This is a genomic window from Aminobacter sp. AP02, assembly GCF_003148805.1.
Lineage (GTDB): Bacteria > Pseudomonadota > Alphaproteobacteria > Rhizobiales > Rhizobiaceae > Aminobacter.
Genome location: NZ_QGGX01000016.1, coordinates 1 through 26,142, shown reverse-complemented (window position 1 = coordinate 26,142; position 26,142 = coordinate 1). Strand labels below are relative to the sequence as shown.

General features: G+C 59.2%; 17 protein-coding genes, 1 tRNA gene, 1 rRNA gene and 1 pseudogene. 11 read left to right on the top strand and 9 right to left on the bottom strand.

Features of this window, described 5'->3' with window-relative positions; all coding sequences use genetic code 11:
• Positions 1–112 precede the first annotated feature (112 nt).
• Complete coding sequence (locus C8K44_RS19650; protein WP_108606935.1) at positions 113–1,045, bottom strand: 3-keto-5-aminohexanoate cleavage protein; 933 nt, start codon at positions 1,043–1,045, stop codon at positions 113–115.
• 5 nt (positions 1,046–1,050) lie between these two features.
• Positions 1,051–1,971, bottom strand: coding sequence for a 3-hydroxyacyl-CoA dehydrogenase (locus C8K44_RS19645; protein WP_109577465.1), 921 nt, complete (start codon positions 1,969–1,971; stop codon positions 1,051–1,053).
• A 205-nt stretch (positions 1,972–2,176) separates the two neighbouring features.
• Between C8K44_RS19645 and C8K44_RS19640 the strand changes: the two genes are divergently transcribed.
• From C8K44_RS19640 to C8K44_RS19620, 5 genes and pseudogenes are all read left to right on the top strand, one after another.
• Complete coding sequence (locus tag C8K44_RS19640; RefSeq protein WP_245417560.1) at positions 2,177–2,893, top strand: GntR family transcriptional regulator; 717 nt, start codon at positions 2,177–2,179, stop codon at positions 2,891–2,893.
• A 103-nt stretch (positions 2,894–2,996) separates the two neighbouring features.
• Entirely contained in the window at positions 2,997–4,061 is a 1,065-nt protein-coding gene (locus C8K44_RS19635) for a beta-eliminating lyase-related protein (protein ID WP_109577464.1), read from the top strand.
• A gap of 626 nt (positions 4,062–4,687) precedes the next feature.
• On the top strand, positions 4,688–5,716 hold the full coding sequence (locus C8K44_RS19630; protein WP_245417559.1) for an ABC transporter substrate-binding protein: 1,029 nt from the start codon (positions 4,688–4,690) through the stop codon (positions 5,714–5,716).
• A gap of 199 nt (positions 5,717–5,915) precedes the next feature.
• Positions 5,916–6,839, top strand: coding sequence for a branched-chain amino acid transaminase (locus tag C8K44_RS19625; RefSeq protein ID WP_245417558.1), 924 nt, complete (start codon positions 5,916–5,918; stop codon positions 6,837–6,839).
• Between the two features lie 174 nt (positions 6,840–7,013).
• Positions 7,014–7,687: pseudogene (locus tag C8K44_RS19620) on the top strand (IS5 family transposase).
• Between the two features lie 270 nt (positions 7,688–7,957).
• Here C8K44_RS19620 and C8K44_RS27975 read toward each other — a convergent pair.
• The 5 genes from C8K44_RS27975 to C8K44_RS19580 all read right to left on the bottom strand — a co-directional run bounded on the left by C8K44_RS27975 (position 7,958) and on the right by C8K44_RS19580 (position 16,484).
• Positions 7,958–8,155 carry a transposase gene (locus C8K44_RS27975; protein WP_245417557.1) on the bottom strand — a complete coding sequence of 66 codons (198 nt, stop codon included), beginning with the start codon at positions 8,153–8,155 and terminating at the stop codon, positions 7,958–7,960.
• 1,033 nt (positions 8,156–9,188) lie between these two features.
• Entirely contained in the window at positions 9,189–11,381 is a 2,193-nt protein-coding gene (locus C8K44_RS19595; protein ID WP_146203973.1) for an autotransporter outer membrane beta-barrel domain-containing protein, read from the bottom strand.
• A gap of 273 nt (positions 11,382–11,654) precedes the next feature.
• Positions 11,655–13,289 carry an arylsulfatase gene (locus C8K44_RS19590; RefSeq protein WP_109577552.1) on the bottom strand — a complete coding sequence of 545 codons (1,635 nt, stop codon included), beginning with the start codon at positions 13,287–13,289 and terminating at the stop codon, positions 11,655–11,657.
• Positions 13,290–13,646: 357 nt separating this feature from the next.
• Positions 13,647–15,110, bottom strand: a complete 1,464-nt coding sequence (locus C8K44_RS19585; RefSeq protein WP_109577461.1) for a DUF1254 domain-containing protein — start codon at positions 15,108–15,110, stop codon at positions 13,647–13,649.
• A gap of 30 nt (positions 15,111–15,140) precedes the next feature.
• The gene (locus tag C8K44_RS19580; RefSeq protein ID WP_158282767.1) at positions 15,141–16,484 is read right to left on the bottom strand and encodes a DUF1254 domain-containing protein; all 1,344 of its coding nucleotides are present in this window, start codon (positions 16,482–16,484) and stop codon (positions 15,141–15,143) included.
• Between the two features lie 322 nt (positions 16,485–16,806).
• On the opposite strand from C8K44_RS19580, the gene C8K44_RS19575 reads away from it, so the two are divergent.
• From C8K44_RS19575 to C8K44_RS19545, 6 genes are all read left to right on the top strand, one after another.
• Positions 16,807–18,657: an ATP-binding protein gene (locus C8K44_RS19575; RefSeq protein WP_245417556.1), complete on the top strand. Its 1,851-nt coding sequence runs from the start codon at positions 16,807–16,809 to the stop codon at positions 18,655–18,657.
• Between the two features lie 8 nt (positions 18,658–18,665).
• Positions 18,666–19,277: a response regulator gene (locus C8K44_RS19570; protein WP_109577459.1), complete on the top strand. Its 612-nt coding sequence runs from the start codon at positions 18,666–18,668 to the stop codon at positions 19,275–19,277.
• 62 nt (positions 19,278–19,339) lie between these two features.
• Positions 19,340–19,720: a response regulator gene (locus C8K44_RS19565; protein ID WP_245417555.1), complete on the top strand. Its 381-nt coding sequence runs from the start codon at positions 19,340–19,342 to the stop codon at positions 19,718–19,720.
• A 656-nt stretch (positions 19,721–20,376) separates the two neighbouring features.
• Positions 20,377–22,509 carry a glycosyltransferase gene (locus C8K44_RS19555; RefSeq protein WP_158282766.1) on the top strand — a complete coding sequence of 711 codons (2,133 nt, stop codon included), beginning with the start codon at positions 20,377–20,379 and terminating at the stop codon, positions 22,507–22,509.
• The gene (locus C8K44_RS19550) at positions 22,506–24,305 is read left to right on the top strand and encodes a glycosyltransferase family 4 protein (RefSeq protein WP_109577456.1); all 1,800 of its coding nucleotides are present in this window, start codon (positions 22,506–22,508) and stop codon (positions 24,303–24,305) included. Before C8K44_RS19555 ends, C8K44_RS19550 begins: the two co-directional genes overlap by 4 nt.
• A 94-nt stretch (positions 24,306–24,399) precedes the next feature.
• A complete protein-coding gene (locus tag C8K44_RS19545; protein ID WP_158282765.1) occupies positions 24,400–25,176 on the top strand; it encodes a class I SAM-dependent methyltransferase in 777 nt (258 codons plus the stop codon).
• A 464-nt stretch (positions 25,177–25,640) separates the two neighbouring features.
• Here the strand turns inward: C8K44_RS19545 and C8K44_RS19540 are convergent.
• Positions 25,641–25,717, bottom strand: a tRNA-Met gene (locus C8K44_RS19540).
• A 337-nt stretch (positions 25,718–26,054) separates the two neighbouring features.
• Positions 26,055–26,142 (bottom strand): 5S ribosomal RNA (gene rrf, locus C8K44_RS19535); the annotation flags it as partial.

Below are 26,142 nucleotides of genomic sequence, written 5' to 3'. Positions count from 1 at the left end.
AGCCCCGGCAGAATTCAGTTCATGCTTGTCAGACCGGCATCGGCCCGCTGGTCTATGGCCAACATCGCCCTGCCGCGCCTCCTCGCGCTTCCGGCCGCCTTCTGCGGCTAGACTAGAAGGCGACCTTGTCTCCGCCCTTCAGCGCCAGTATCTCGCGCGCCTCCTGCGCCGTCGCGATCTCGAGGCCGAGCCCCTCGATGATCTGGCGCGCACGCGAAACCTGCTGTGCATTCGTCTTGGCCAACTGGCCGGGGCCGATCCACAGCGAATCCTCCAGGCCGACACGGACGTTTCCGCCCATCGCGGCTGCCATCGCAGCGATGGGCATCTGGTTGCGTCCAGCGCCCAGCACCGACCATTTGTACTGGTCGCCAAACAACCGATCGGCCGTGCGCTTCATATGCAGCACATCTTCCGGATGGGGGCCGATCCCACCCAAGATGCCAAACACCGTCTGGATGAACAGCGGCGGCTTCACCAGGCCGCGCTGCAGGAAGTAATGCAGGTTGTAGAGGTGGCCGGTGTCGTAGCACTCGAATTCGAAGCGGGTTTCGGCCTCGCCCAGGGAGCGGAGCGCGTACTCGATGTCCTTGAAGGTATTTCGGAAAATCAGGTCCCGGGAGGATTCCAGCGCCTCTCGTTCCCAGTCGTGCTTGAACTCCTTGAAACGATCAAGCATCGGGAACAGCCCGAAATTGAACGAGCCCATGTTCAGCGAAGCAACCTCCGGCTTGTATACCGCTGCCGGCTTGATCCGCTCTTCCACCTTCATCCACGGTGCACCGCCGGTGGTGATGTTGATCACGCAGTCCGAACGCTGCTTGACCACTTTCAGGAAGGGCTCGAATCCTTCGGGCGTCTGATCCGGCTTTCCGGTTATCGGATCGCGGGCATGCAGATGCACGATCGCAGCGCCGGCTTCCGCGGCGCCGATCGCGGCTTCCGCGATCTCCTCGGGCGACACCGGAAGGTGCGGCGACATCGAAGGTGTGTGAATAGCGCCGGTCACGGCACAGGTGATGATGACTTTGTTGGAAATTGCCATGGCTCTCAACGATTGGTTGTCAGATCTTGCTGCTTCTTGTGATCGCCAAGGGCCTGCAGGCGGCGGTCGCGCCACTCGCTCTTGGCAGCAATCATGTCGGGGGTGGGCGGCGGGCCCCAGCTTTCGACGACATGCTCGACGTTGCCGGGATCCCATACCGACGAAGGCGCCGGCGCGGCGGTGATTTCCCGGAATATGCCGCCGTAGCGCTGCAGGTAATCGCCGATGCCACCGGGCGCGTTGAGCTCGATCGTCGCCAGCGGCCCCATGAACGACCAGCGAAGGCCCAAACCGTCAGAAACCGTCCTGTCGAGATCGTGGGCGCTGATCACACCATCGCCGACAAGCTGCAGCGCTTCGGCCAGCAGCACTGCCTGAAGACGGTTGAGGACAAATCCCTGCACTTCGCGCCTGACGACAACTGGAACCTGACCGACATCCCGGTAGAACTCGCCCGCCCGAGAAACAACCTCGAAATCCGTCCATTCGCCACCACAGAGCTCGACCACCGGGATCAGGTGCGGAGGATTGACCGGGTGCGCGACAAGGCATCGATGACGGCCCGGCAAGCCGCTGGCAAATGCCGAGGGCATGATCGTCGAGGTCGACGACGCGAGAATGACATCGCTCGAAGCGACCGCGTCGATCTTCGCAAACAGCTCCCTCTTCTTGTCGACTGCCTCGGGTCCACATTCCTGGACAAGGCAAACACCATCGACCGCATCTTCAAGCGCAGCCGACAGCCGAACAACGCCGGACACCTCGGAGAGCCCGGCCTCCTCGATGATCTTGCCGATGGCGCCTGCCGCCGCATCGAGACTGCGTCGGTCGCTGTCGAACAGGTTCACCGACCAGCCGGCCCTGGCGAACACGACGGCCCAGGATCGGCCGATAAGCCCCGCCCCGACTATGCCAACTGACCGCATGAATCGCCCTTTTCCTGGACACATCTGAGTTAATATGTGATCACAGATCACGACTAGCGCATCGTCGACGCTCTGTCTAGACAAATCGCGACACGTGTGCGGCCTGAACATGGCAGGGCGGTGCGCGACGCCCACTTGCTGTGATCAGGTGATTACGGATATCGTTGCAAGGATTGCCCCGCCCAAAAACCTGCGAGTACCGATTTTGGAACAGACCGACACCGCCCTGACCCAGATGGGGCAACTGGAGCGCGTAACGCTCGGCGAGCGTGCCTATCTCAAGCTTAGACAACTCATCATGTCGGGAAAGCTTGCACCGAACGAGAAGCTTTCACTGAGGTCCGTGGCCGAGGCATTGGGCGTGTCCATCATGCCGGTGCGGGAAGCGGTCACGCGCCTGGTCGCCGAAGGCGCCCTCTCCCTGCTGCCCAACAGGGCCATAAGCGTTCCGTTGATGACAAGGGCAAAGTTCGAGGAACTGCTGCGCATCCGGACCGAGATCGAGGGGTTTGCCGCGGCCGAAGCTGCCGTGCATCGAACCAGCCGCGATCTCAAACTGATACTGGACTACGACAAGGATTTCCGCGACGCCGTTGGCAAAGGCGATTCCGAAGTGGACAGTTCGCTGCAGTTGAACAAGGAACTGCATTTTGCCGTCTATGAAGCCGCCGGCTCGCCAATCCTCGTCTCAATCATCGAAGGGCTGTGGCTCAAGGTGGGACCGGTGATCAACCTGGACCTGCGGGCGTCCCAGCGGCTCGCGAGCGGAAACGCGGAGACGCATCACGCCCGCCTCGTCGAAGCGATCATCAATCAGGACGGGAACGCCGCGCGTGCCGCCGTGGTTGCCGACATCAGGTCATCCGGCGAGTTTATACTTGGTTCAAATCAACTTTGGACAAACTTGCCAGAGCCGGCCTGACGCTGACAAAGACACGCGTATTTTGGTCAATAGATGTGCGCGGACCTGCGCGAAACGACCTGTTGTCGAACACCCAATCTCGACCATTCCGGATTCTCAATTGATGAATTTTCTTAGCGACAACATCTCTGGGGCCAGTCCCAATATTCTGAAGGCGATCGTCGAAAGCAATGATGGCGATCAGTCCCCGTACGGCGGTGACATCTGGACGAAACGAGCCGAAGCCGCCATAGCAGATGTTTTTGGATGCGACGTGGCTGTCTTTTTTGTCACGACCGGCACCGCCAGCAATGCACTAGCGGTGTCTGCTATTTCTCCGCCTTCGAGAGCTGTTTTTTGTCACGACAATGCTCACCTGATCGATAGCGAGTGCGGCGCGCCGGAATTCTTCACCAACGGCGGCAAGCTGGTCGGCATTGCCGGACCAGCCGGCAAGATGGACCCTCAAGCGCTCGCATCCAGACTGCAGCAGTTCCCGCCAGATGTCGCCAGGCAGGTACAGCCGGGTGCGCTGTCGATCTCGCAGGCGACGGAATCCGGAACCGTCTACAGTCCGAGCGAGATACGTTCGATCGTCGATCTAGCCCATGGTGCCGGAATGAGTGTCCACATGGACGGAGCGCGGTTCGCCAACGCCGTCGCAGCGCTCGATATGGCACCGGCAGAGATTACGTGGAAAGCCGGCATCGACGTTCTTTCCCTGGGGGCGACGAAAAACGGCGCCCTCGCCTGCGAAGCCATCGTGTTCTTCGGCATGTCCAAGGCTGCCGATTTTGCGTATCGCCGCAAGAAGGGCGGCCAGACGCTGTCAAAAGGCCGTTTCTTTGGCGCGCAGATGGCCGCCTATCTCGCCGACGACCATTGGCTCGACCTTGCCCGTCATGCCAATCGCGCTGCGGGGCGTCTAGCCGCGCGGCTGGCCGAGATGCCCACTATCCGGCTCCCTTGGGCGACAGAGGCGAATGTCGTTTTCGCAACCCTCCCACGGGGAATGGACGCGGCGCTTCGTGCAGCGGGTGCCCGCTATCATCTCTGGGATGGGAAATGCCTGCTCCCTGCCGACCGGCCGGCTGATGACGAAGTGCTCGTGCGCTTCATTTGTTCATTCGGGACCGCCGATGCCGAAATTGACAGGCTTACGGATCTGATCAGGCAATACAGCGCCTAACACGGGCGGCCTGATCGAGACAGCGCTAGCCTGAACCAGCCTCGGATAGAGGCTGGATACTGCCGCTATGAAAAATCGCCGGCCCGCGCGCGCGCAGGCGAGACGCAATGCATGCCGTGCGGCGAACTCGATTGGACATGGCGCCAAAATAGCGTGAGACGACAGAGCTCCGCGACCTCCCGAGCCCGAAAGCCCGGCATCACCGGCACCTCTCTCATTAATGCCTTTTGAAATCAAGGTTTGCGCCACGGCAAAGCAAGCTCGTTCGTGCATATGGCTTATTCCCGAGCTCACTTCTGCGTAGTTATGATCACAGATCACGCATGCATTGACTCACGAACTGATCGCATGGCAAGATACTTTACGATTGGAAAGGTCATCGAGGAGGCATGACGCTTTCGCAATGCGGGCAGGAGGGGAGAGCGCGATCCTGCCGGAATCGTCAATCGGCTGAACGGTTCGCTTCCGCCGTCGCGGTTGGGGCGCCGAATGTGGGCCGCTTGCTCGCAACAGCTCGATGACCGCGGCGGAGCGGGCTGCTGCTTCACAAATACCGAAGCCGAAAACTGAAGAAACCTGTCCGGCAAGGCTGCCCAGTCGTGCCAAATCCAATGGGAGGAAATGACGTGAAATCAAGGATCAAGGTTGCGCTGAAGCAACTGGGGCTTGCCTTAACGCTTGCAGTCGGCGTGATGGGATCGAGCCTGGAGGCCGAAGCGCAGGAAGAGGTCGCCTTCGCAACCAACTGGAAAGCTCAGGGTGGCCACGCCGGTTTCTATCAGGCGCTCGCCGACGGCACATACAAGCAGTACGGTCTCGATGTCAGGATCGTGCAGGGCGGGCCGCAGATAAACACGCGTAGCCTGCTGTCTGCCGGCAAGGTCGACTTTCTGCTTTCGGTGCCGCAGTTGGCACTGGAAAACAGCCGCCAGAAGATACCGACGGCCATGGTGGCGGCCTTCTTCCAAAGAGATCCGACGACCCTGATGGCTCATCCGGGCAAGTACAAGGATCTCGCCGATATGCGCCGGGCCCGGACGATCTATGTGGCCCGAGCTGCCCAGTTCACGTACTGGCCATGGGTGAAGCACAAGTTTGGTCTCAGCGACGACCAGGTGAAGGCGTATAGCTTCACGCTGGCGCCATTCCTTGCCGACCCGGAAGCCGTCCAGCAAGCCTATGCCACTGCGGAACCTCTCTACATCGACACATTCAAGCCGGACGTATTCCTGCTCGCCGACTATGGCTGGTCCGGCTATTCGAACATCATCGAGACGCGTCGGGAAATCATCGAAAAGAACCCCGATCTGGTGCAACGCTTCATCGATGCTTCGATCATCGGATGGAACAACTATCTCTATGGCGATCGCAAGCAGGCCAATGCACTGATCAAGAAAGACAATCCGGAAATGACGGACGTAAAGCTCGAGGCGGAAATCGCCGAGATCCAGCGTCTCGGCCTCGTTGACGGCGGCGACACGCTGAAAGTGGGCCTCGGCGCGATCGACCTGAAGCGCTTTGCCAGCTGGTTTGACGACCTGATGGAAGTCGGCCTCTACAAGCCCGGTGAAGTCGACCTTGAGACGGTCGTCACCGACCAGTTCGTCAACAAAGGTGTCGGCCTCGACGTCCGCAAGCGGCTCGAATCGCAATAGGCTGGCGCAGACCGGCCGCCCGGCCCGGAGGCATTCCACCGGGCCCATGTGCCGCCACGCCAAGGCCCACAATGACGTCTTGGGAGCAGTCGACGACCTGGTCTGCTCCCGATTTGAAGGGCGACGCAGCGCGTTTGGCCCCGTCGCCAGGGAGCCTCACCGGCGACCATCGAACTGACCTACAATTTCGGAGAGAAAAGTGCCCGAGCCGCTTCCAGATTATATCGTCCAGAATGGCAAGCTCATTGGGTACGAGGAGGCCGTCACCCATGTGATGTCGCCTGCCGTCAAGTACGGTCTGGCTGCCTTTGAAGGGCTGTGCGCGTATTGGAGCGATAGCGAACAGGAGCTGTTTGCTTTTCGTCTCCAGGAACACACCGAACGGCTGTTTCAATCGATGAAGCTGCTAAGATTCGAACCGACGTTCGATTCCAACGAGATCCACGACCAGACAATTGAGCTGTTGCGGCGAAACAACGTCCGCGGGAGCGTGCACATTCGCGCGATCGCCTATCTCGACGGCAAGGGCGAACACATTGTTCCTGGTCCTGTCAGCTACGCGATTTCTGCACTGCCTCTGCAGCGCAGCAGCAAGACCCAGACCGGCATCCGCTGTCAGGTCAGTGCATGGACGCGCATTTCCGACAGTTCCATGCCGCCCCGCATCAAAACGAGCGGCAATTACGTCAACAGCCGTCTTGCCAGGCTTCAGGCCAGGCATGACGGCTATGACGACGCGATTCTCCTCAACAACGCTGGCACCGTCGCAGAGTCGCCGGGAGCCTGTATCTTCCTGCGCCGCCGCGACGAACTCATCACACCCGATGTGACGAGCGGCATTCTCGAAAGCATCACACGTGACACGATCTTGCATCTGGCGCGGGAAGCGGGAATTCAGGTGACCGAAAGGCCCGTCGACAAGACAGAGCTTTACACCGCCCGGGAGATTTTCCTGGTCGGATCGGCAGCAGAGGTGCTGCCAGTGGTCAACGTCGACGGCATATCGATCGGAGATGGCTCGCGGGGGCCAATGACAGCAAACCTACAGCGCGACTACTTCAATGCGGTGATCGGCCAGACCGCTTCGGAGCAAGGTTGGTTGACCCGTGTGCATCAGACCTGACACGGATTTGGTGACACCCTTTCCAGCTTGTCCAGGTGGGAACCTTGAAAGCGTTGATCTCGCCAACATCCTGGTAGTGACCATTCAGCCCGCCCAAACCAGCGACATAGCTAGGGTCAGGACCTATTAAATCCGTTTGAATTGTGATCCTTGGTCCCTGCAGGAGAGGCTTTGATGGGTGACTTGTTTTTGCTGACTGCGCGCCAGATGGCGCGGATCTCTCCGCATTTTTCCGTTGTCGCATGGTGTGCCGCGGGTCGATGATCGGCGGGTGGTGAGTGGGATCGTCTACGTCATCCGCAAAGGCTTGCAGTGGAAGGATGCGCCCAAAAGTTATGCCCCGCACAAGACGAAGGGCCGAGACCTGAGTGCATCATGATCGACGCCACCCATCTAAGGGCGCACTGCACGGCAGCGAGCCAGCTCAAAAAGGGGATGTTCCCCGCCGTATCGGGCGAACCAAGGGCGGGCTGAACTCCAAGCTCCACACTGTCTGCGATGGCGAGGGTCGCCCGATCATCATGCTGCTTTCGGAAGGCCAGATGAGCGACCACAAGGGCGCGATCCTTGTGCTTGACACGTTGCCGCCGGCGAAAAAAAAGCTCATCGCCGACAAAGGCTACGACAGTGCCGCGTTCCGCCAGGCCCTTGTCGCCAAAGGCATCGAGCCTTGGATCCCGTCGAGCCGAAGCCGGAACATCCCCTATCCCTACGACAAGGCGCTCTATCGTCAGCGTCACAAGGTCGAGAACCTCTTTGCCAGGCTCAAGGACTGGCGCCGCATCGCCACACGTTACAACCGCTGCGCTCACACCTTCTTCTCCGCCATCTGCTTCAGCGTTGCCTGACCAGCAGGGCGAGTCCGTCCAGCCCCTTCCTCATGTCGGTGTGAGCCAATGCCAGGTGCACCTTCACTCCCGCCGCAACGATCATTATGATGCAGTCCCTCCCCTCGCGACGAACGCCCGTACTGCAACAGGATCCCTGCCTGCAGGTGCAAAGACACGCCGCCCATCGGGCAGTTCGATTGCCATCATCCCGTCAGGCGGCTGCACAAGGTTCTGCAGCGCGAGTGCCGCTGGCGCGTCCGTTGCCAGCGTCACGGATGCCAGTTTCGCTTACTTCTGCGTCACGCCGAATTCCGCGCGCCAGCGAAACACGATGCCGGTGACGATCCCATGCTTGCGCGCAACGCGCGAGACAGTGGCATCTGGCTGCTTGGTTTCCAGCGCAATGGCACGTTTGTCATCGTCGCTGAATAAGCGCCGGGCTGGTTGGCTAGATGCGGCCGGACTGTCCTTTGGCGGATCTGTCAATCCGCTTTCGGGCGGGCGTCGCTCCGATAGCACTAGTGCTAACGGCAGCGCGGTCAGAGGGATGAAGATGCGCGCGCCAGTCGATCTCGACCTCGCCATCATCCAGCCGGTCGCGCCATTTGCGCAGCGAATAGCGAGACAGATGCAGTGCGGCGGCGTATTCACTTACACCCATGCCGCTCACGCGCAGGGCGGGCGAAAGTCGTCCAATTCCACCGATGGATCGTTCAGGACGGGAGGCGCGACCGCGAGCAACTGGCGGGCAAGCACGAGGCTGGCCTTGCGCGAGGAGCCGGCGAGCAGACCGCAATGGCGGATGCGGTGGTCATCGAGGTGTTCGAACGCTGGAGCCAGCCGCGCGGACCGCGAGGCAGAGCGGCGAGGAACCGGGAGAGCGCCCCATGACCCGGCATGGGATGATCCAGCCTTCAGCCGCGGGCACTCAGCCTCCGGCAACGGACCCACGCGTGTCCATGATGATTGCTGGCGTCGACAGGCGAGTGGCCGGACCAGGGCCGGGCCGCCAACACCGCGCGATGGAGCAACGAAGCGGCCTGCCCGCATCCACCTCGCGCTTCCCATCGGCGGCCGCGCCAACGCCGACATCGGCCGCAGATCGAAATTTCCATAGCCGTTGACTGTGGCCCGCGGGTTCCTTCCTCGGGGACTTTCGTACGCCTCCCGGCGCCCGAAACTCTTCACGGTTCGAGACCGTCAGTTGTTGGAGCACAGGAGGCAAAAGCTGCCAAACTGCATCCAACCCGAAGTCGGTCATGAGCGTAGTTCTTATGGTCACCTCAATGCCGACATCGGAGAAGACGATCTGCTGACCGCTCGGCGTCGCTTCTTGGATCATCGGCAGGGACAGCAACTTACAGTAGGTCTCACGTCACGAAATGTCTTTGATGGGTGCGAATTCCCAAGACACTGTCCAGCATGGATCTTCTTGTCCACGTTAAGTGCCATCCGCTTAGCCGATTGGAACGAAGGTTCCCAGAAGCGGCAGTTGTCGGTCAAGCGGCAAATGCATGTTTCAGAAGCCGAAGGAGACCTGAAGCTTGCCCTCCCACACATCAAGTCCATTTTGGCCGAAACTGAGATAGCCACCGCTGGCCTCGACCTGAACGGAATTGTTGAACAGCATGCGCGCGCCCGCTCGCACTGTCCCAGCCCAAGCCGAGGGAGTTGCCAGCTCCAGATCCGCCGTAAGGATCTGGCCGCCATTCGGCCGTTCGAACTCGTAGGTCGCCCCGATTTCGGCATAGGGCATTATGCTTGTTCCGTTTTCGAAAAGGAAAATTCGGCTGAACTCCGTCGAAGCTTCGATGACGCCAAAATTGAAGCTGTCCTCTGGGAAGCTGACGTTGACCGGAAGGTTGAGCACATTCCCTTCAAGGTCATATCCGTCGCTTTGGATGTGGGAGTAGGTGATGGACGCCTTTGGACGCACGAAATACTCGCCAAGCGTATACTGCCCATGTGCTGTGACGTTTCCCGACCATTGCCGGGATTGGTAGCTACCCTCCAGGACGCTCAGTTCAAGATCGTTGTCGTATTGGCCATATGTGAGCGACGTATCGATCGCCCAGTGGGGCGACAGACGGACGGCGAGATAGGGGCCGATGGCAAACCCGGTGCTGTCTGCCTGCAACAGGTCGCCGAAGCCTTCGGTCGAACTGTGCTGCACGGCAAGCGATGCTCCCAGCACCCAATCCTCGCCAATGCGCCGGTCCAAGCCAAGGGTGATGCTGCCCAGCTGTGTGTCCATGTCGAGACCAAAACGCTGGTCGGAAACCTGGACGAAAAGAGGTTGCCCCCAGGCGTTCCACAAGGTCGGCGCGCCTAGATCGCGCCCCTCTGTCAAAGGCACCTCGCCGGGATTTGCGCCGCTTCGGGCAGCTTCGGCGAGGAGTTCGTCCGGACAGATCGGCCACTTCGTTTGTGCGTCTGTAGTGGCAGAGCGCGGATCGATGCATCGCTCCTGTATGCCCGCTACCGTTGTTCTTGTCAGCGTTCCGTCGGGGAGTCGCACCAGGCCTGGGCTTCCCGGCACTGTGACGCCACCAGGCGGCAGCGTCGCGATCGGCGGCTGCACGCCTCCAGGCATTCCCGGCATCACACCGCTTGGCGGCCTTGTCGGACGACCCGGCGTTAAGCCGCCAGGCGGCAACGTCGCGATTGGCGACTGCACGCCTCCAGGCATTCCCGGCATCACACCGCTTGGCGGCCTTGTCGGACGACCCGGCGTTAAGCCGCCCGGCGGCAGCGTCGCGATCGGCTGCTGCACGCCTCCAGGCATTCCCGGCATCACACCGCTGGGCGGCCGCGTGGGACGGCCCGGCGTTAAGCCGCCAGGCGGCAACGTCGCGATTGGCGACTGCACGCCTCCAGGCATTCCCGGCATCACACCGCTTGGCGGCCTTGTCGGACGACCCGGCGTTAAGCCGCCCGGCGGCAGCGTCGCGATCGGCTGCTGCACGCCTCCAGGCATTCCCGGCATCACACCGCTGGGCGGCCGCGCCGGGCGACCGGGCGTCAAGCCGCTAGGTGGTAGCGTGGCGATTGGCGACTGTGGCCGTATCGGAAGACCTGGTGTCAGTGTTGGCGGTTTGAAATCCGGGAAGAAATTTCCGATCGGCGGTCGGTCGGGCAAATTCAGGTTGGGGAGTTGGATATTAGGCGGAATGTTCCAGTCACGCTTCTGATTTTGCGTATCGATCAGGCACGGCTTGTTGTCGCTTGTCTCGTAGAGTTTATGGGTGCCGCCGTTGCCGTTGGACACCTCGGGTGAAGTCGAGATATGCAGCCGTCGGTCGGGCGGAACTCCCCAGGTGTCCACTGTCTGGCTGCCCTGAGCAGACTCAAGCGCGAACGAACCTTGATCCGTGCGCGAAAGCCAGACAGACCGGGAAGCGTCCCTGGTGTTGCCAAGATAAGTGAGCCCCCCGCTCGACTTGCAGTTGGCGGCGAGTGCGGGGATGGGACTGGCTACAATGACAGCAAATGCGAAGAGCGGTGTTGCGCGAAGTCTGGTCATGGCAATCCCCGCTCCACGGATTCGAGAATGAGAGGCATCTGACACTTCTTGGCGATTAGAATGCACCAGAGGCGGTAAACGGCAATTAACATCAACGCTTGCAAGGTGTTTCTGCTGGCCATGTTGCGGACCCGCAACGCAGCCCCGGGGCGCGCCTACTTTGCCGCAACGATCTTCGACCGCTTTCATGTGCCACCGAGGATCCGCTGCCGGCCAAAATATGCATGGATTCAGAGCCACCGTCGCAAAGAGTGGCAGAAACCGACAGCAGGCGTCAATCTGCCGAACGTCCTGTTTGGAGCGGTGTATAGACGGCTCTCCGTTCGCAAGAGTTTATCTGAGTATTCTTCAATTGCTGGTTGGTGCGGCCATGTATCCGCCCTGTATGAATGGACGCAGTTCGGATCCACAAGGCAGTGGGAGGCCGTCGCGGCTTCAACGACGACCTCGCATTGGACTAAATCAGCCTCCACCGCTGCCCCTGAGCTGCGCTTCGATCTTGCTCAGGTTGAAGGACCCTGGCGTCTGGCTGGGCGGATAATCCTTCATGGTCAACAGGAACTGTGATGCCAGTGTCTGGATCGGGACAAGGACGAAGGCCCGGTCTAGGAACCAATCATTGTAGGTGTTCGAATTGTGCTGGGCCTTTTCAAATGGATCCCGGCGCAGATTGAACAGCAACGGTACCCGCAGTTCGACATACGGCTCGCGCCAGACGCCGAAGGCCTCGCCGCGATTCTCCAGGAAGACGACCTTCCAATCTTGCCAGCGGGCGGCGACAACCTGGCCATCGTCGCTGACATACCAGAACTCCTTGCGCGGCGATTCCTTGGCCTTGCCGCTCAGGTAGTCGAGCATGTTGTAGCCGTCGGGATGGGTGCGATACTTTCGCCCAGCAAAAGTATCGCCTTTCATCAGCCTCTCCTTGACGTCGGGCATGCCGGCTGCCGTCAGGAACGTCACCATCCAGTCTTCATGTGCCACGAGACCGTTGAGCGTGGCTCCGGCGGTGAAATGGCCGGGCCAGCGCACGAAGGCCGGTACGCGATAAGCGCCTTCCCAGTTGGAGTTCTTTTCGCTGCGGAAAGGTGTAGTGCCGGCATCCGGCCAGGCGTTGTAGTGCGGGCCATTGTCGGTCGAGTAAAAGACGATGGTGTCTTCGGCCAGGCCGAGATCGTCAATCAGCTTGAGCATGTCGCCGACCATCGCGTCGTGTTCGACCATGCCGTCGGAATACTCGTCCTGACCCGAAATGCCGCGGTGTTCCGCCTTGACGTGAGTGCGGAAATGCATGCGCGTGGCGTTCCACCAACAGAAGAATGGCGTGCCAGCAGTTTTCTGCCGAGTGATGAAATCCTTCGCGGCAGCGAGGGTTTCTTCGTCAATGGTTTGCATGCGCTTCTTGGTTAGCGGACCGGTATCTTCGATCGACTGGCCGCCCTTGCCGTCGGCCCTGGTCTTCAACACACCGCGCGGCCCAAACTTCTTGAGGAATTCGGGATCCTTCGGATAGTCGAGATTTTCCGGCTCTTCGGAGGCATTCAGGTGGTAGAGGCTGCCGAAATACTCGTCGAAGCCATGCATGGTCGGCAGGTGTTCGTCGCGATCGCCAAAGTGGTTCTTGCCGAACTGGCCGGTAGCATACCCCTTGTCCTTCAACAGCGCCGCTATGGTCGGGTCGCTCGCCTGCCAGCCTTCCTTCGCGCCGGGCAGACCAACCTTCGTCATACCGGCTCGCACTGGCACAATACCGCCGATGAATGCGGCGCGGCCTGCGGTGCAGCTCTGCTGGCCGTAGTAGTCAGTAAAGGAGACGCCTTCCTGGGCAATGCGGTCGATGTTCGGCGTCTGGTAGCCCATCATGCCGCGGCTATTGTGACTGATGTTCCAGGTGCCGATGTCGTCGCCCCAGATGACAAGGATGTTGGGCGGTTTGCCGGACGGCGTTGCCTGGGCTCGCGCCGGCGCTGTCCGAGCAAGTTCAAACGACGTCGCGGCCAGTGCCGACACGGCCGCAACCGCTGTTCCAGCCAGCAGTCTGCGTCGTGTGACGTCGACGCCCGACGTCGGATCTGAATGCTCGGTCTTGTCCGTCATCGTTGTCTCCTGTTTCAGTTGGCTGCCATCGATATCGGCGCGTGCGAGCGAGCCGCCGATGAGCAGATGCAATGGCGTCGCGGATCGTCCCCGCGCCTCAATTTTTAACCTAAGTGACGTAGCGGAATAGTTGGACCAAGGGCCTACGGTCATGCCCAAACCAACACTTGTGCACCGGAGCCCAGTTCCTTCCTGTTCCGAAGTTTTCGATCATCTAGTCATTGTCGCTGGCCGACAATTGTCAGGCGACGGATGCGTCAACGTTTCAATGGTGTTTCTGCCAAACACTGTACGAACAATGCGGCCGCCCGAGTGGAAGTGGGGATGCTGCCTATCGAGCCGGCTGCCTGATCGCGCCTATTTCGCCGCAACAATCTTCGGAGGCTGCCATGAGCCGTCCAGGATAGACTGCTGACCCCAGTACGCTCGGATGTAGAGCGAAAACGCTCCATCGGGCGCAGGAAGCCAGTTCGTTTCCTTGTCTGCACCCGGCAATTTCGCACTGACATGAATCGTCAGCGAGCCATCGGCATTGCGGGCCAGCTTCTTGTTCTTTGTTCCCAGAGAATAACGGCCAAGATCGTTCGGATGGAAGAAATGATGCTCGTTGTAGAGCGTCAGCGACCAGAACCCGTTGACCGGAGGTTCCTGGCCCGGAGCAAATGTTACGTCGTACGCAGTGACGCCTTTCAGCGTCGCGCCGGAAGAATCGTTGTCGGTGTAGAAATACTGCGTCTCGGTCGGCTTGTTGTCGAACATGTTCGACTTCGCTGTACCTGTCCGATCGAAATAATCGACGCCGAACTGGGCGTTGTTAGTCGAACGGTTCCAGCCGTTGCCCGCCGGTCGGCCATTGCGATTCCATGCGAAGAAGGGTGCGATCACATCGCGTTCGGTCTCGACGGCTGCCTCAACCAGTGCCTGCTTGACCATCGGGTCCTTGGCTGCGGCCGCGAGCATTGCCCGGAACTGGGCGTACATTGCCTCTTCTCCGGGAAGCGGCTCCACCGTGTCCAGAACCGTGCCGAGTTGGTCGAAGAACTTCTCTGGCACGACCCAAGCGGTCTCGCCGCTGCCTTCGGACGCGGGCCCCGGAATTTCGGGCGCTTCGCTCCAATCGATGATCTTCATCTTGCCGTCGAAATCCTTCAGCGGATAAGCGACGATCTGATCCAGGACAGGCTGGATTGCGTTGCGGTCTTCGTCCGTGTCGTCAAGGAAGACACGCGGGATGATATTCGCAAGTTCGGTCGAACTGCGAATGATAGCTTCGATGCCTGCAGGCACCTCACCCCGCCAGTTCGGGCCCGCGAGAAGATAGAAGCCCGGCTTTGTCTCATAAGGCTTGCCGACCTGCGCGAATTGATCTGTGCGGGCATCATAGAGCGCATAGATCCAGAAACGACCGCCAAAGTCCGGCACCTGGATGACCACCGGTTCCTCATCGAGCGAAAAGAAGCCGAGACCATAGGCGACGTCCTGGTTGGGGCAGGTCACGAAGTTCTGGCCAGGATCGATGTAGCCGCTCAGCATCGCGATCTGGCCGCGAGGTGCGGCCGGAAGCACGCCATTCAATCGACCCGGATGCGGGGCCTGGGTGATCGCGGCGCGGCGATTGATCATGTTGACCATCGGCCAGCCCCAGACATAGGCCGTGCGGCCGATCGCCTTGGCATATTCGGGATGCATCAGGACACCGTTGTGCGGCTGGGTCACTTCGGCGGGAGTCTTCGCGAACGGCACCTGTGGACTGGTCTGGGCATAGGCCGCTCCTGTTATCAAGGTGGCCACAACGGATGCCGCGATTGACGTGTGTCTCATGATTTTCACTCCCGATTGCTTTGGCCTTGATCAATTCACGATCTCAGGCTCTGGACGCGGCCATGTGCCTTTGACGATACCTTCCCCTGGGCCGTACATGCGCATCACCATAAAGAAGGGACCGTCAGGCGTCGGCAGCCAGTTCTTGCCCTTGCCGGGGTCTGTCTTGCTGAGCGTGATGGTGACACCGCCATTAGTGTTCTTCACTAGACCGTCGGTGCGGTCGCCGATGGAGTAGCGGTTGACGCCGTTGTCGACCAAAAGGCGCTGCGGCAGATTGTACATCGTGAGGGACCAGAATTGCGAAACCGGGGGGGCCTCCTTGAACGCAAGCTCATAGGTCTTCGTGCCGTCCAGCGGTTCGCCGTCCTTGTCGGCTTGGTAAGAGAAGTAGACGGCATCCTGTTCGTTCTGGCCGTAGATACCCATCATTGCGCCGAGCGCGCGAGCCTCATAGTCACCCTTGAGATACTCGCGCGAGCCGAACAGACCGATATTGTCCTTGTTCGTCGCTGCTCGGTCGTTGAGTTTCTTGAGCGCGGCATCGATACCAGCCTGAATTGCCGCCGCTGTTTCCTTGTTCAGCTTCACAGCATCGAAAGGCTTGCCGGGGCCTATGCCAAGGGCAGCAAAGCGCTTCAGCGCATCCGCGTCTGCCGAGTTTGGCTTTGCATGGCCAAGCAGGAAGTTCATATATCCGATGAAGGCAGGGCTTTTCGCCAGGTCTTCGTGCCAGACTGGGAAATTGATCTCGGGAGCAGGTGCGGGCGGTTTCTCGGCCAAATAGACGCTCAGCGGCGTGAAACGGTAGCCGCGCTGGATTTCCCGGACTTTGGGAATGTCCGTCGCGCCATTGAGGCTTGTGCGCGTAAGAGTGCCGACAAAATCTGTTTCCGAATGGAAGACCTCATCGATGCCCTCGGGCGGCTCGCCGATCCAGTCGGGCCCGGCGAACATGTACGTCCCGCCCTTGGTCCCGCTCAGCCGTGATCCTGGACTAGCGAAAATGTGGGTGTAGAGGTCGACCCATTGGAAAACGTTGTAGCGCCCCTCGTCGATGTCAGGCGTTTCAAAAACGATCGGCTCGCGGCGCAGATCCAGCCAGGCCCACGAATAGGTGGTGTCGTTGTTGGGGGTGACGATGTCGAGATCAGCAGGTGTCGCTGCTCGGGCATAGTGACGATACTGCCCGAACCCACCGATATAACCGGGGAATGTTGTATCCTGCGTCTGAGTATAGAGCGTCTGGTAACCGTAGAGCATGGGATAGGCGAAGATGTAGGCATCTTCTGCGATCTTCGTGATTTCCGTAGGTGCGAGCGACTGAGCCTCCGCCAAATCCGCGCACACACCGGATGCAAGACCGACGGCCATCAGAACCGTCGTTAAAATCTGCCTCATCTCGACTCCTCCCGTGAGCCGATCCGAACATTGACTGTCAGGCCGACGCTGCGGGCCATGTCGGACAATAGTTGCCGCCAGCCTTAACGGTGGGCGTGCAAGACAAGCTCACAATGCAAGGCATCGCGCCTGATTTTTGACCCAAGTGACGTGACGGAATAGTTGGACCAAGGGCCTACAGCACACCGCGTGCCGAACCTCAGGTTGCACCCTCCTGGTGGTTGCTTTGCACGGTCCAGCATGGAAGAAATGACGTTATTGGCAGTTCGCCGTTGCTGGTTGGACAAGTCCGCTGATGGTGAAGCTTCGGTTTATGCTTGCGATGGTGTGCTTCACGTGGTGGATCACCGCCACGTCGGTTGCAATTGCGGCAGGCGATGCTGACGCCCATCCGATCAAGCGCGTATTGGTCTTCTATGAGAACGAGAGCACCTTGCCCGCCGCAATGGAGGTGGCGCAGGGGCTACGCATCGGCCTCGACCAGCGTTTCCCGACAGGGATCGACATCTACGCCGAGTATCTCGATATCGTTCGCTTTCCTGCGCCGGAACATATGCTGAGACTGGCAACTGATCTCGAGGCCAAATATGCCGATGTCACCTTCGATGTGGTGATGGCCGTAGGCCCGGGCGCGCTGAAGTTCTTGCTCGACAATCGCAGCAGGATCGCGCCCGGGGTACCCTTGATCTTCGGCGCGATAAACGACGCAAGACTGAAGGACGAACAGCTGCCGCCAGGCGTTGGAGGCGTGGTCAGCCATTTCGACGTGCCGAAAACGATCGATCTGGCAAGGCAGCTTCAGCCCAACGCCAAGACAGTGGTTGTCCTAACAGGATCGAGCGAATTCGACCGCGGGTGGGCAAAGATCTCGAGTAAATTGCTTGAGGCCTATCGGCCCAAGCTAAGGGTGGAGCATCTGACAGGCCTTACGCTCGAAGGCTTCAAGGAAAGAGTGCAAAGGCTACCCCCCGACACCATCCTGCTTATCCTGTCTGTGTTTCAGGATGCCGATGGCAGACGCTTCATTCCCCGCAATGCCGCCGCTGAAATAGCGGTGGCATCGAGTGCCCCGTCATATGGCGTCTACAGCACATATATCGGCATCGGTGTGTTGGGTGGATATGTCGAGACGTTCCAGTCGATCGGCGAAGATATGGCGACTTTGGCTGAGCAGGCGACCAACGATTCGGCGACGCCCCAGCTCATTCGTTCCACAGGTCAATTCCTTGTCGACTGGCGACAGATGAAGCGATGGGGCATTGATGTTGAGCTGCTTCCCGCCGATGCCGATCTTCGGTTTTTCGAACCTACGGTTTGGGAGAAATATCGGCTGCAGATACTTGCGATGATGGGAGTCATCGCCCTCCAGACGGCAACCATCGGGGCCCTGATCGTTCAGGGTCGGCGGCGCAGGCGCATTGAGCTGGCCCTAGACCAGGAAAGACTCGAACTGGCCCATCTTTCCCGGACGTCCCAGCTTGGCGAGTTGTCGGGCGCGTTCGCGCATGAGCTAAACCAGCCTCTCACATCGATACTCGCAAATGCAGAGGCCGGGGCGCGGCTAGTTGATACGAAGCCAGTCGACACGGTTGAACTCAGGGAAATCTTTTCGGACATCGTAGCGGACGACAAGCGCGCGGCGAGGATCATCGCCCAGCTGCGCCAGTTGATGGTGAAAGGTGAAACACAACTCGATCAAATGGATCTGAACGACGCTGTGGCAGCAACGGTAGCGCTCGCAAGCAGTGAGCTTGTGGCCCGGCAGACAAGGTTGGACTTCCATTCCGACCATTCGGAACTCGCCGTGCGAGGCAACCTTGCCCAGTTGCAGCAGGTCGTTCTCAATCTGATCCTGAATGCGGCCGAGGCCATGTCCAACCTGGGGCCTGCGGAACGTCGCATCTCCATCAGAACCCGCAAGTGCGAGGATGGATTTTGCGAATTGATGGTCGCCGACCGTGGCCCCGGCCTGACGGCCGAAATGCGGGAAAACGCCTTCAAGCCATTCGTCAGCACCAAGGCCAAAGGGCTTGGGCTGGGGCTCGCGATTTGCCGCTCGATTGTTCAGGCTCATGGGGGTACGCTACGGTTTGACGAGCATAAGCACGATGGCGCGCGGGTAATTCTTGCGCTGCCACCTTTATAGAGGTGGGCATGGCCGGTCCCGCTCCGACAGTCTATCTGGTCGACGACGACGACCGGGTGCTCCGCGCGTTGAAGAGACTTCTATCGTCTGATGGGCACTCCGTCGCCTGCTATTCCAACGCCGAAGAATTCCTGCTCCACCATGATCCCGAGGTCCCCGGCTGCGCTGTTCTTGACCTCGGGCTCCCTGGAATGGACGGTTTTGGCATTCAAGACGCACTAGCATCAGGAACAGCGCAGAGACCGTTGATTTTTCTTACCGGACGCGGTGACATTCCTGCCAGTGTCAGAGCGATGAAGGCCGGCGCGGTCGACTTCCTGACCAAGCCTGTCGAGCGGTCGGCACTTCTTGCCGCTGTCGCGCAGGCGCTGGTCCGCGATAAAGAAATGAGGCAGAATGGGGAACAACGCAGCTCGCTGGAACAGCGCCTGTCCAAGCTCACGCCCCGCGAACGTGAAGTGCTCACCTTGGTCGTGGCGGGCCGTTTGAATAAGCAAATCGCCGGCGAACTGGGGACCGTCGAGAAGACGATCAAGGTCCATCGTGGGCGAATGATGAACAAGATGGGCGTGCGTACGGTAGCCGATCTCGTCCGTCTTGTCGCGCGGCAACAGGGCTGACACACATCTCACCGGCACATTGGACCCAAGTCCAACTACGTCAGCGCGATGCGTTGCAGTACATGTCGAAGATGGGAATTGCACCAATTGTCGTAGCCATTGTGGATGATGATGGCGCAGTGCGTCGCGCATTGCGCCGGCTTGTCCTGTCGCTTTCCTACCAGTCTGTTGGTTATGCTTCCGGCGAAGAGTTTCTGGCCAGCCTGCTCGACATGGTGCCGTCCTGCGTCATCTTGGATCAGCATATGCCAAACCTGAATGGCCTGGATGTATTGGGACGCATGCGAAGTGAAGGGCTGGCTATGCCTGTTATCATCATCACCGGACTCGACCAGCCAGGCATGCGTGCAAAGTGTATCAAGGCTGGCGCTGCCGCTTATTTGGTCAAGCCGCTGGAGTCATCTGTGCTTTCGACCGTGATCGAGGCAGCGATCGCAGGCTAGGCCGGGAAATCTGGTCGTTCGCCCAATGCTCTCAGAGAATGCATCGATTGAGCGACGAATAGAATTAGCTATGCCTAATGCATGATTTGGAGGGCTCCACCAGTTGGGCCAAAGGCCAACTATCAACGATAGGAACAACTGGGATAACTTCACCAGTGGGACCGCCAATAATTCCTGCGGTGGGTTGGGCCAATAGCAAACTGTCATGCATTTGCTGGAGGCTTTGAATGGACCAGAGAGCACGATTCTTCGCAGCCCTGGCGTTGGCCAGGGCATCAGTCGCCCTTGTCAATCCGGCATCGGCGCAACAACCTTCCGAGGCTGAGTTATACAGGCTTTGTCAGCAGCAGCCGAATGAAGCCGCGTATGCTGCATTTCTACGCATGTACCCAGATAGCACGCTCGCGCCGGATGTCATGTGTCGAGCAGTCGACGCTGCCATGGTGAGCGGCGGAGGCCTGCGCGGACAGGGCGAGTATCAGGGGCGGGACCAAGAGCCAAATCCTACCTCGCCCACGCCAGTCTCGCCCACGCCGTCGCCTGTCTCTCCAACGCCCACGCCTGTGTCGCCTACGCCCTCACCTCCGCTGGCCATACCCGTACCATTGCCCGGAAATCTCATCGGCGGACCCAATCCAATATATTGAGGGATGGCGATGGACGGACTGGCCAACGGGATGTCGACTGCAGCGTCAAAGATGTTCGCTGGTGGCGAGGCAAACAGGTTCGACGTGGTCTATGTCGGCGACTTTCGAAAACGATGCGACGCCGTGCGGCGCGTTGTCGAAGAGGTACTGCTGAATGCCGAAATCGGTTGGCGCACCGGCCTCGTTCACATAGCTGCAGACGATACCGACGGCGTGATCGACAGTGGCATCATGGAGGTTGTCACAAGCGAACTGGCATTGTCGCTCGACTACAGCACCGTGACCGAGGCCGCCTTGGCAATCCTAGTCGGTCCCACCACGCTCCTTGACAAGCGCCCTCGGCTGCCCGTGCGCCTCTTTGCTGATAGGGTGCTGGCAATTGTAGATAGCCCGTCCTCCAAACAGAGGCTGACGGTCAAGAACGAGCAGCTGATCCAATACTTTGGGGATGTCGTCTCATGGACGGCGACGACCTACGATGCACTCGATCAACTGCGCGAAAGCGGCATGCCAACTCTCGGCACTATCTGGCAAGCATTCGGGCATGCCGGGCACGTTCTATATCGCAATCTCCATGCCCAAGGACGGCGGCCCATCATCGGGGTTGCGACGGACGAATCCATCGAGCACTGGCCATCCAGGCACGAGCAGCTGCAGCAGATATGGGACAGTGAACGTTACCGCGTCAGAGTGATCGGGCAGCCTCCCAATGCCGATGTGACACGCGACTGGGAAGTGCTGTCTCCAAACGAACGTTCGCATGTGCGGTTTGCCTGCGGCCTCGACGCATTCCTCTATTATCCCGATGAGCGGCCAGCAGAAATTCCGGTGACAGCGATTGGCAGCTGCCTTGCACGCGACATCCCGGTTTTTCTTCCAGAGCACCTCAAGCCCGTGCTCGGCAAGGGCCCGAACTACACGAGCATCGGGAACCTGGCACAGGTGCTACATGCCGAAATCCATGGAGACCCCCGCCGTTCCACGCCGAGGTTTAATGCAACGGAGGCACATAGAAGACGCATGCGCTTCTGGCTGAACGGATCACGGCAGCCTTTTCGTCCTCGCGGCAATCGTCCTGTTCTTTTCTTCTCCTCCAATGGTGACGGCCTGGGACACCTCACGCGCCTTCTTGCCATAGCCCGCAAGCTGCCCGGAGACGTGACCCCGGTTTTTGCGTCGCTCAGCGCTGGAATCGGCGTTGTCGAAGACGCCGGCTATCATGTCGAAATGATTGCGTCGCACCGCTATGCAAACCTCGAAGAGCGCCTTGCATATCCATGGATGGCCGAAGAACTGGCCGAGATCCTTGCTCGCCACGAGCCGAGCGTCTTCGTTTTCGACGGTGGCAACCCGTATGGCTTCATGACAGACATTGTCGCGACCCGCCGGACGACAGCCTATGTCTGGCTTCGGCGTGGCATGTGGCAAAAGGAGCAGGACAACGCTCCTGTCATAGCGAAGGAAAAGTTTTTCGATGTGATCGTCGAACCATCCGATCTGGCTGGAGCAAATGACGTCGGAGCTACCGCAAGCCGGCGGGGCGACGTCTTGCTTGTGGAGCCAATCTGTCTGATCGACCCCAGCGAGCAGCTCTCGCGCGAAGAGGCACGATCCGAACTTGAGCTGTTGCCTGATCGCCCGGCCGCGCTAATCCAGTTGGGGACAGGCAACCGGCGAGACTCAACCATTACGATGGGTCGGATCCTCTCGACGTTGGCGAGCAAGCCTGATCTGCAGATCGTCAATCTGAATGGACCAATCAGCCGCTACCCGGTGAACCGCTTCAATCGCGTGAACGATGTTGCGGCCTATCCTGTGGCCCGATATCTGCGCGCCTTTGATTTTGCTGTTTCGGCCGCTGGCTACAACAGCTTCCACGAGTTGATGACGAGCGCGCTGCCGACGATCTTCGTCGTCAGCATGACTTCGGAACTCGATGATCAATATGGCAGAGCCACCTACGCAAAGGCGATGGGTTGTGGATTCGCGCTCAAGGACGATGACCTGTCACCGCTGCCAGATCTCGTTGAGCAGATGATGTCTCCGCTGACCCGTGAAACCATGAGGCAGAATTGCAGCCGACTGGGCTCATCAAACGGTGCCAGAGAGGTCGCAGATGTCATAGCGGAGTTGGCGAGATGACCGCCGATCAAACCTTTGGAATGTCCCCGAGCGCGCAACGGATGCTGGTGCGTGCGCTCCGCGACCTCGAGGCGAATGCGCAAGCCTTGTTCAACGCGGACGAACAGGCTGACTCCGCTGCAAAGCGAGATGGCTTGCCAGCGCCTTTGCGAAGAGGTTTCGGTTCATTGCGGCGCGCGCAAGCCTACTTCTCGCCGACTTATTCATTACTGCCAAAGGCAGATTGGGCAAACCGGGACATCGCAGCCGGGAAATCCAGCTTGCCCGTCTACCCCGGGCATGGCTCGGCTCTCCTACAGGTCCAGCCACATGTCACGGTTGGATATATTGTCGACGGAGGAGAGCCGGAGAAGATCGGCCTCCTGGTACGTTCGGTGTTTCTCGCCCAGCGTTCCAAACGCAACTTTGCTCCGATTTTCATCACAACCTCGACCCATTTTGCGCCGTTCCTGCGGCATGGCTACATCTTCGAATATCTTGTTCCGCCGGACAAATTTTCCGGCGATTCCCACGCTTACAAAACGTGGCGACAAAAGAGGATCGAGTTCATCGCCGCGAAATGGGGAATAGCGCATTTCGTTGACAGCGGCCTGATGCCTCAGGCTGACGCGTTCCCCGGTTTCGGCCAAAAGTCCCGGTTGATCATCTACCCCGACTACGCCGAGGCAAATCCATACATCAAGATGATGTATGGGGATCTGCAAGATGACTACGACTGCTCTTTCGGATCTGTGGAGCAAGCGGCAGCTCTGGCGCGGCACGAACCGGTCACACTCCACCTGCATTGGGAAGATGCGATCGTGCGCGGGGTGCGCAGCGAAGATGTCCCTGACGTCATGGCGAATTTCATCGCCTGTCTTGACCGGCTGAAGGCATATGGCGGTAGATTTTTCTGGACGGTGCACAATCTGACTCCACACGATAGCGTCGATCAGGACCTGAGCCTGGAGTTCACCAAGCAACTGGTGATGCGTGCGAACTGCATCCACGTGCATGATGACTGGATCGCTCGCAGAATAGCGCATGTTGCACCAACCGACGCGAAGATCGTGACAATCGAGCATCCGTCCTACGCGAACTGCTATCCCGAAAAGGCAAGCTGCTCTACCGCGCGGGCGAGCTTAGGCCTGGACGACGAACAGACGATATTCCTCTGCTTCGGCAACATTCGCCGATACAAGGGTATCGACAAGCTGTTGAACCTAGCGCCGAGCGTTGCTGGCCGTGCCACGTTCGTAATAGCTGGGCGATCCGGCAGCTATGACCCCCGCGGGGCTCCGCCGGAGAACTGCTATTGCATCGATGGTCACATCGATGACGAGAAGCTCAGCTTGCTCTATTCCGCGGCCGATTTCGCCGTCATGCCCTTCGAGCAGATGACTACGTCCGGGAGCCTTTTGCTCGCGCTGTCGTTTGGCGTGCCGGTCATAGCACCGGCGCATCAGGGTGTAATCAGCCTGGTCCGCGACGGCAGCCAGGGCTTTCTGTATCAGCCACTTGAAGCGCAGGGGCTCGAGCAGGCCATCGAGCGGGCGTTGCACTCGCCAAAATGGATGCGCGAGGCGATGGGGCAGTCGGCCGCGGCAACCGCGGCGTTCCGTCCACCTGAGGCCTTTTCCGCCGCCGTTCGGCAAATGTTTGCGCAATGCGATTGGCCGGACCGTGCCGGTCCGCACGAAATCGCCGGACGGCAAGCAAACGTGGACGGTCAAAGGGTTGCCCCGCCAACGCCTGTCACCACACCCAAAGCCAAGTCGAAAAGGTCCCGAAGGCTGCGCGCCTCGGTGCCAACCTAAGCGCGGATGACCATATTGTGGACGCCTGCATATTGGACATCCATTCTAGATTGGCAGATGCCGTCACACTCAGCGTTCGCCAATGCGAGGGAGCATGGCATCCAATGAAGTGGTAGCGCTCGACTTTCCACCTGACTGGGGCTGTCGCCTGATGGAGCGGCAGGGCGAATTCATGCGTGCGGAACGCATCTTGGAGATCGGCGGGGGAGACTTCTCAAGAGTGATTTCACTCGCGATAAGACACCCAAACAAGCAATTTGTGTCGGTGGATTTTCGATACGAAGCCAAGGCGATCGCAAATGTCTCGCTCGCTGCGGCGCTGCCAAATGTCAACTTCATCAAGATCAACGCCCTCGACAGATTTTTTGCCGACGAGCTATTCGATTTCGTCTTCTCGATCGCGCTGATGGAGCACATTCCGCAACTCGAAAGATTTCTTTCGGTGGTTCATGCTTTGCTCGCGCCACGCGGCACCTACGCTTTTTTCCAAGCGCCATTCTGGTCATCCAAGACCGGGCATCATTTCAGACACAGTGATCCGGCGGTTCGCAACGTGCTTAATTCGTATGAACATATTCGTTTTGATGCAGACGAGATGCGGGCCTACCTGAAAACGGTTCAAGATCTGCCCTTTGATATCGAGGACTGCGTTCGCATGATCTACGCACGTCCCGATCTGTCACGTTTGTCTTCATCCGAGTCGAAGCGGATAGCGCTGTCATCAAGTTTCGTCATCGACACGTGGGATGAACGGCTGGATAAAGACTTCGATGAATCCCAGGCCAATGTCGCTTTGGCTACTCATTCTGGTCGGTACACCCTGGATGACTTTCACGTAGACGCCGTATTTGCGCGTCTGGTGAAGATGTGAGCATGCTGAACATTGGCAAGGCAGAAGCATACCGACACGGTCGATTGGGCAGAGTTATCCGGCATTACCAAAAAACTCTGTGCTTCCTAATGCCGCAAAATTGGTGCCGAACCGTCCTGTTTTGGGGCCGCAAGCTGACTAGCAGCTTTCGGAATCCGAAATGGTGATTGCGGACATTGAACCCGGTGGGATTGAGGGTCCCTAATGACCCAAAGACGACGTCCACACTTCGGAATGCGATCGGCAGTGACCTTCAGGTTATGGTCCGTGAGGACGAGGAGCTACCATCGCCAGGGAAGCGGAGCTTCCCGCCAGCGATAGAGCTCGTTTGTTTGTAAGGATTGGTTGGTGGGACAGGATTTGAACCTGTGACCTTCAGGTTATGGTCCGTGAGGACGAGGAGCTACCATCGCCAGGGAAGCGGAGCTTCCCGCCAGCGATAGAGCCCGTTTGTTTGTAAGGATTGGTTGCGGGGACAGGATTTGAACCTGTGACCTTCAGGTTATGAGCCTGACGAGCTACCGGGCTGCTCCACCCCGCGTCAACCTATCGACTTTCGTCGGCCGGGCAGCCCGGACTTTTGTCGTTTTCCGTCGTCGAAGCCTTTGGCTTCTGCGTCGGAAGGGTGCTGCTCCACCCCGCGCCACCGGACATTTGCGGAAGCAAGATGTCCCTTATTCCCAGACTTTTGCCGCAGGCAAAATGTCCACTTACTCCGGACATTTGCGTTGGCAAGATGTCGATTTCTGTTTGGTCCAAAGCAACGGACCGCCCAATCGGTAATGACTGGCGGCCCTTGAAGGCTTTTGGGCCTTTATCGTATCGAGAAGATTTCGCATCGCTGGTTTGCGATGTTTTGATAAACGTGCGCTTGGCAGACCTGGCAGCGACTTACTCTCCCGCGTCTTGAGACGAAGTACCATCAGCGCTGGAGCGTTTCACGGCCGAGTTCGGAATGGGATCGGG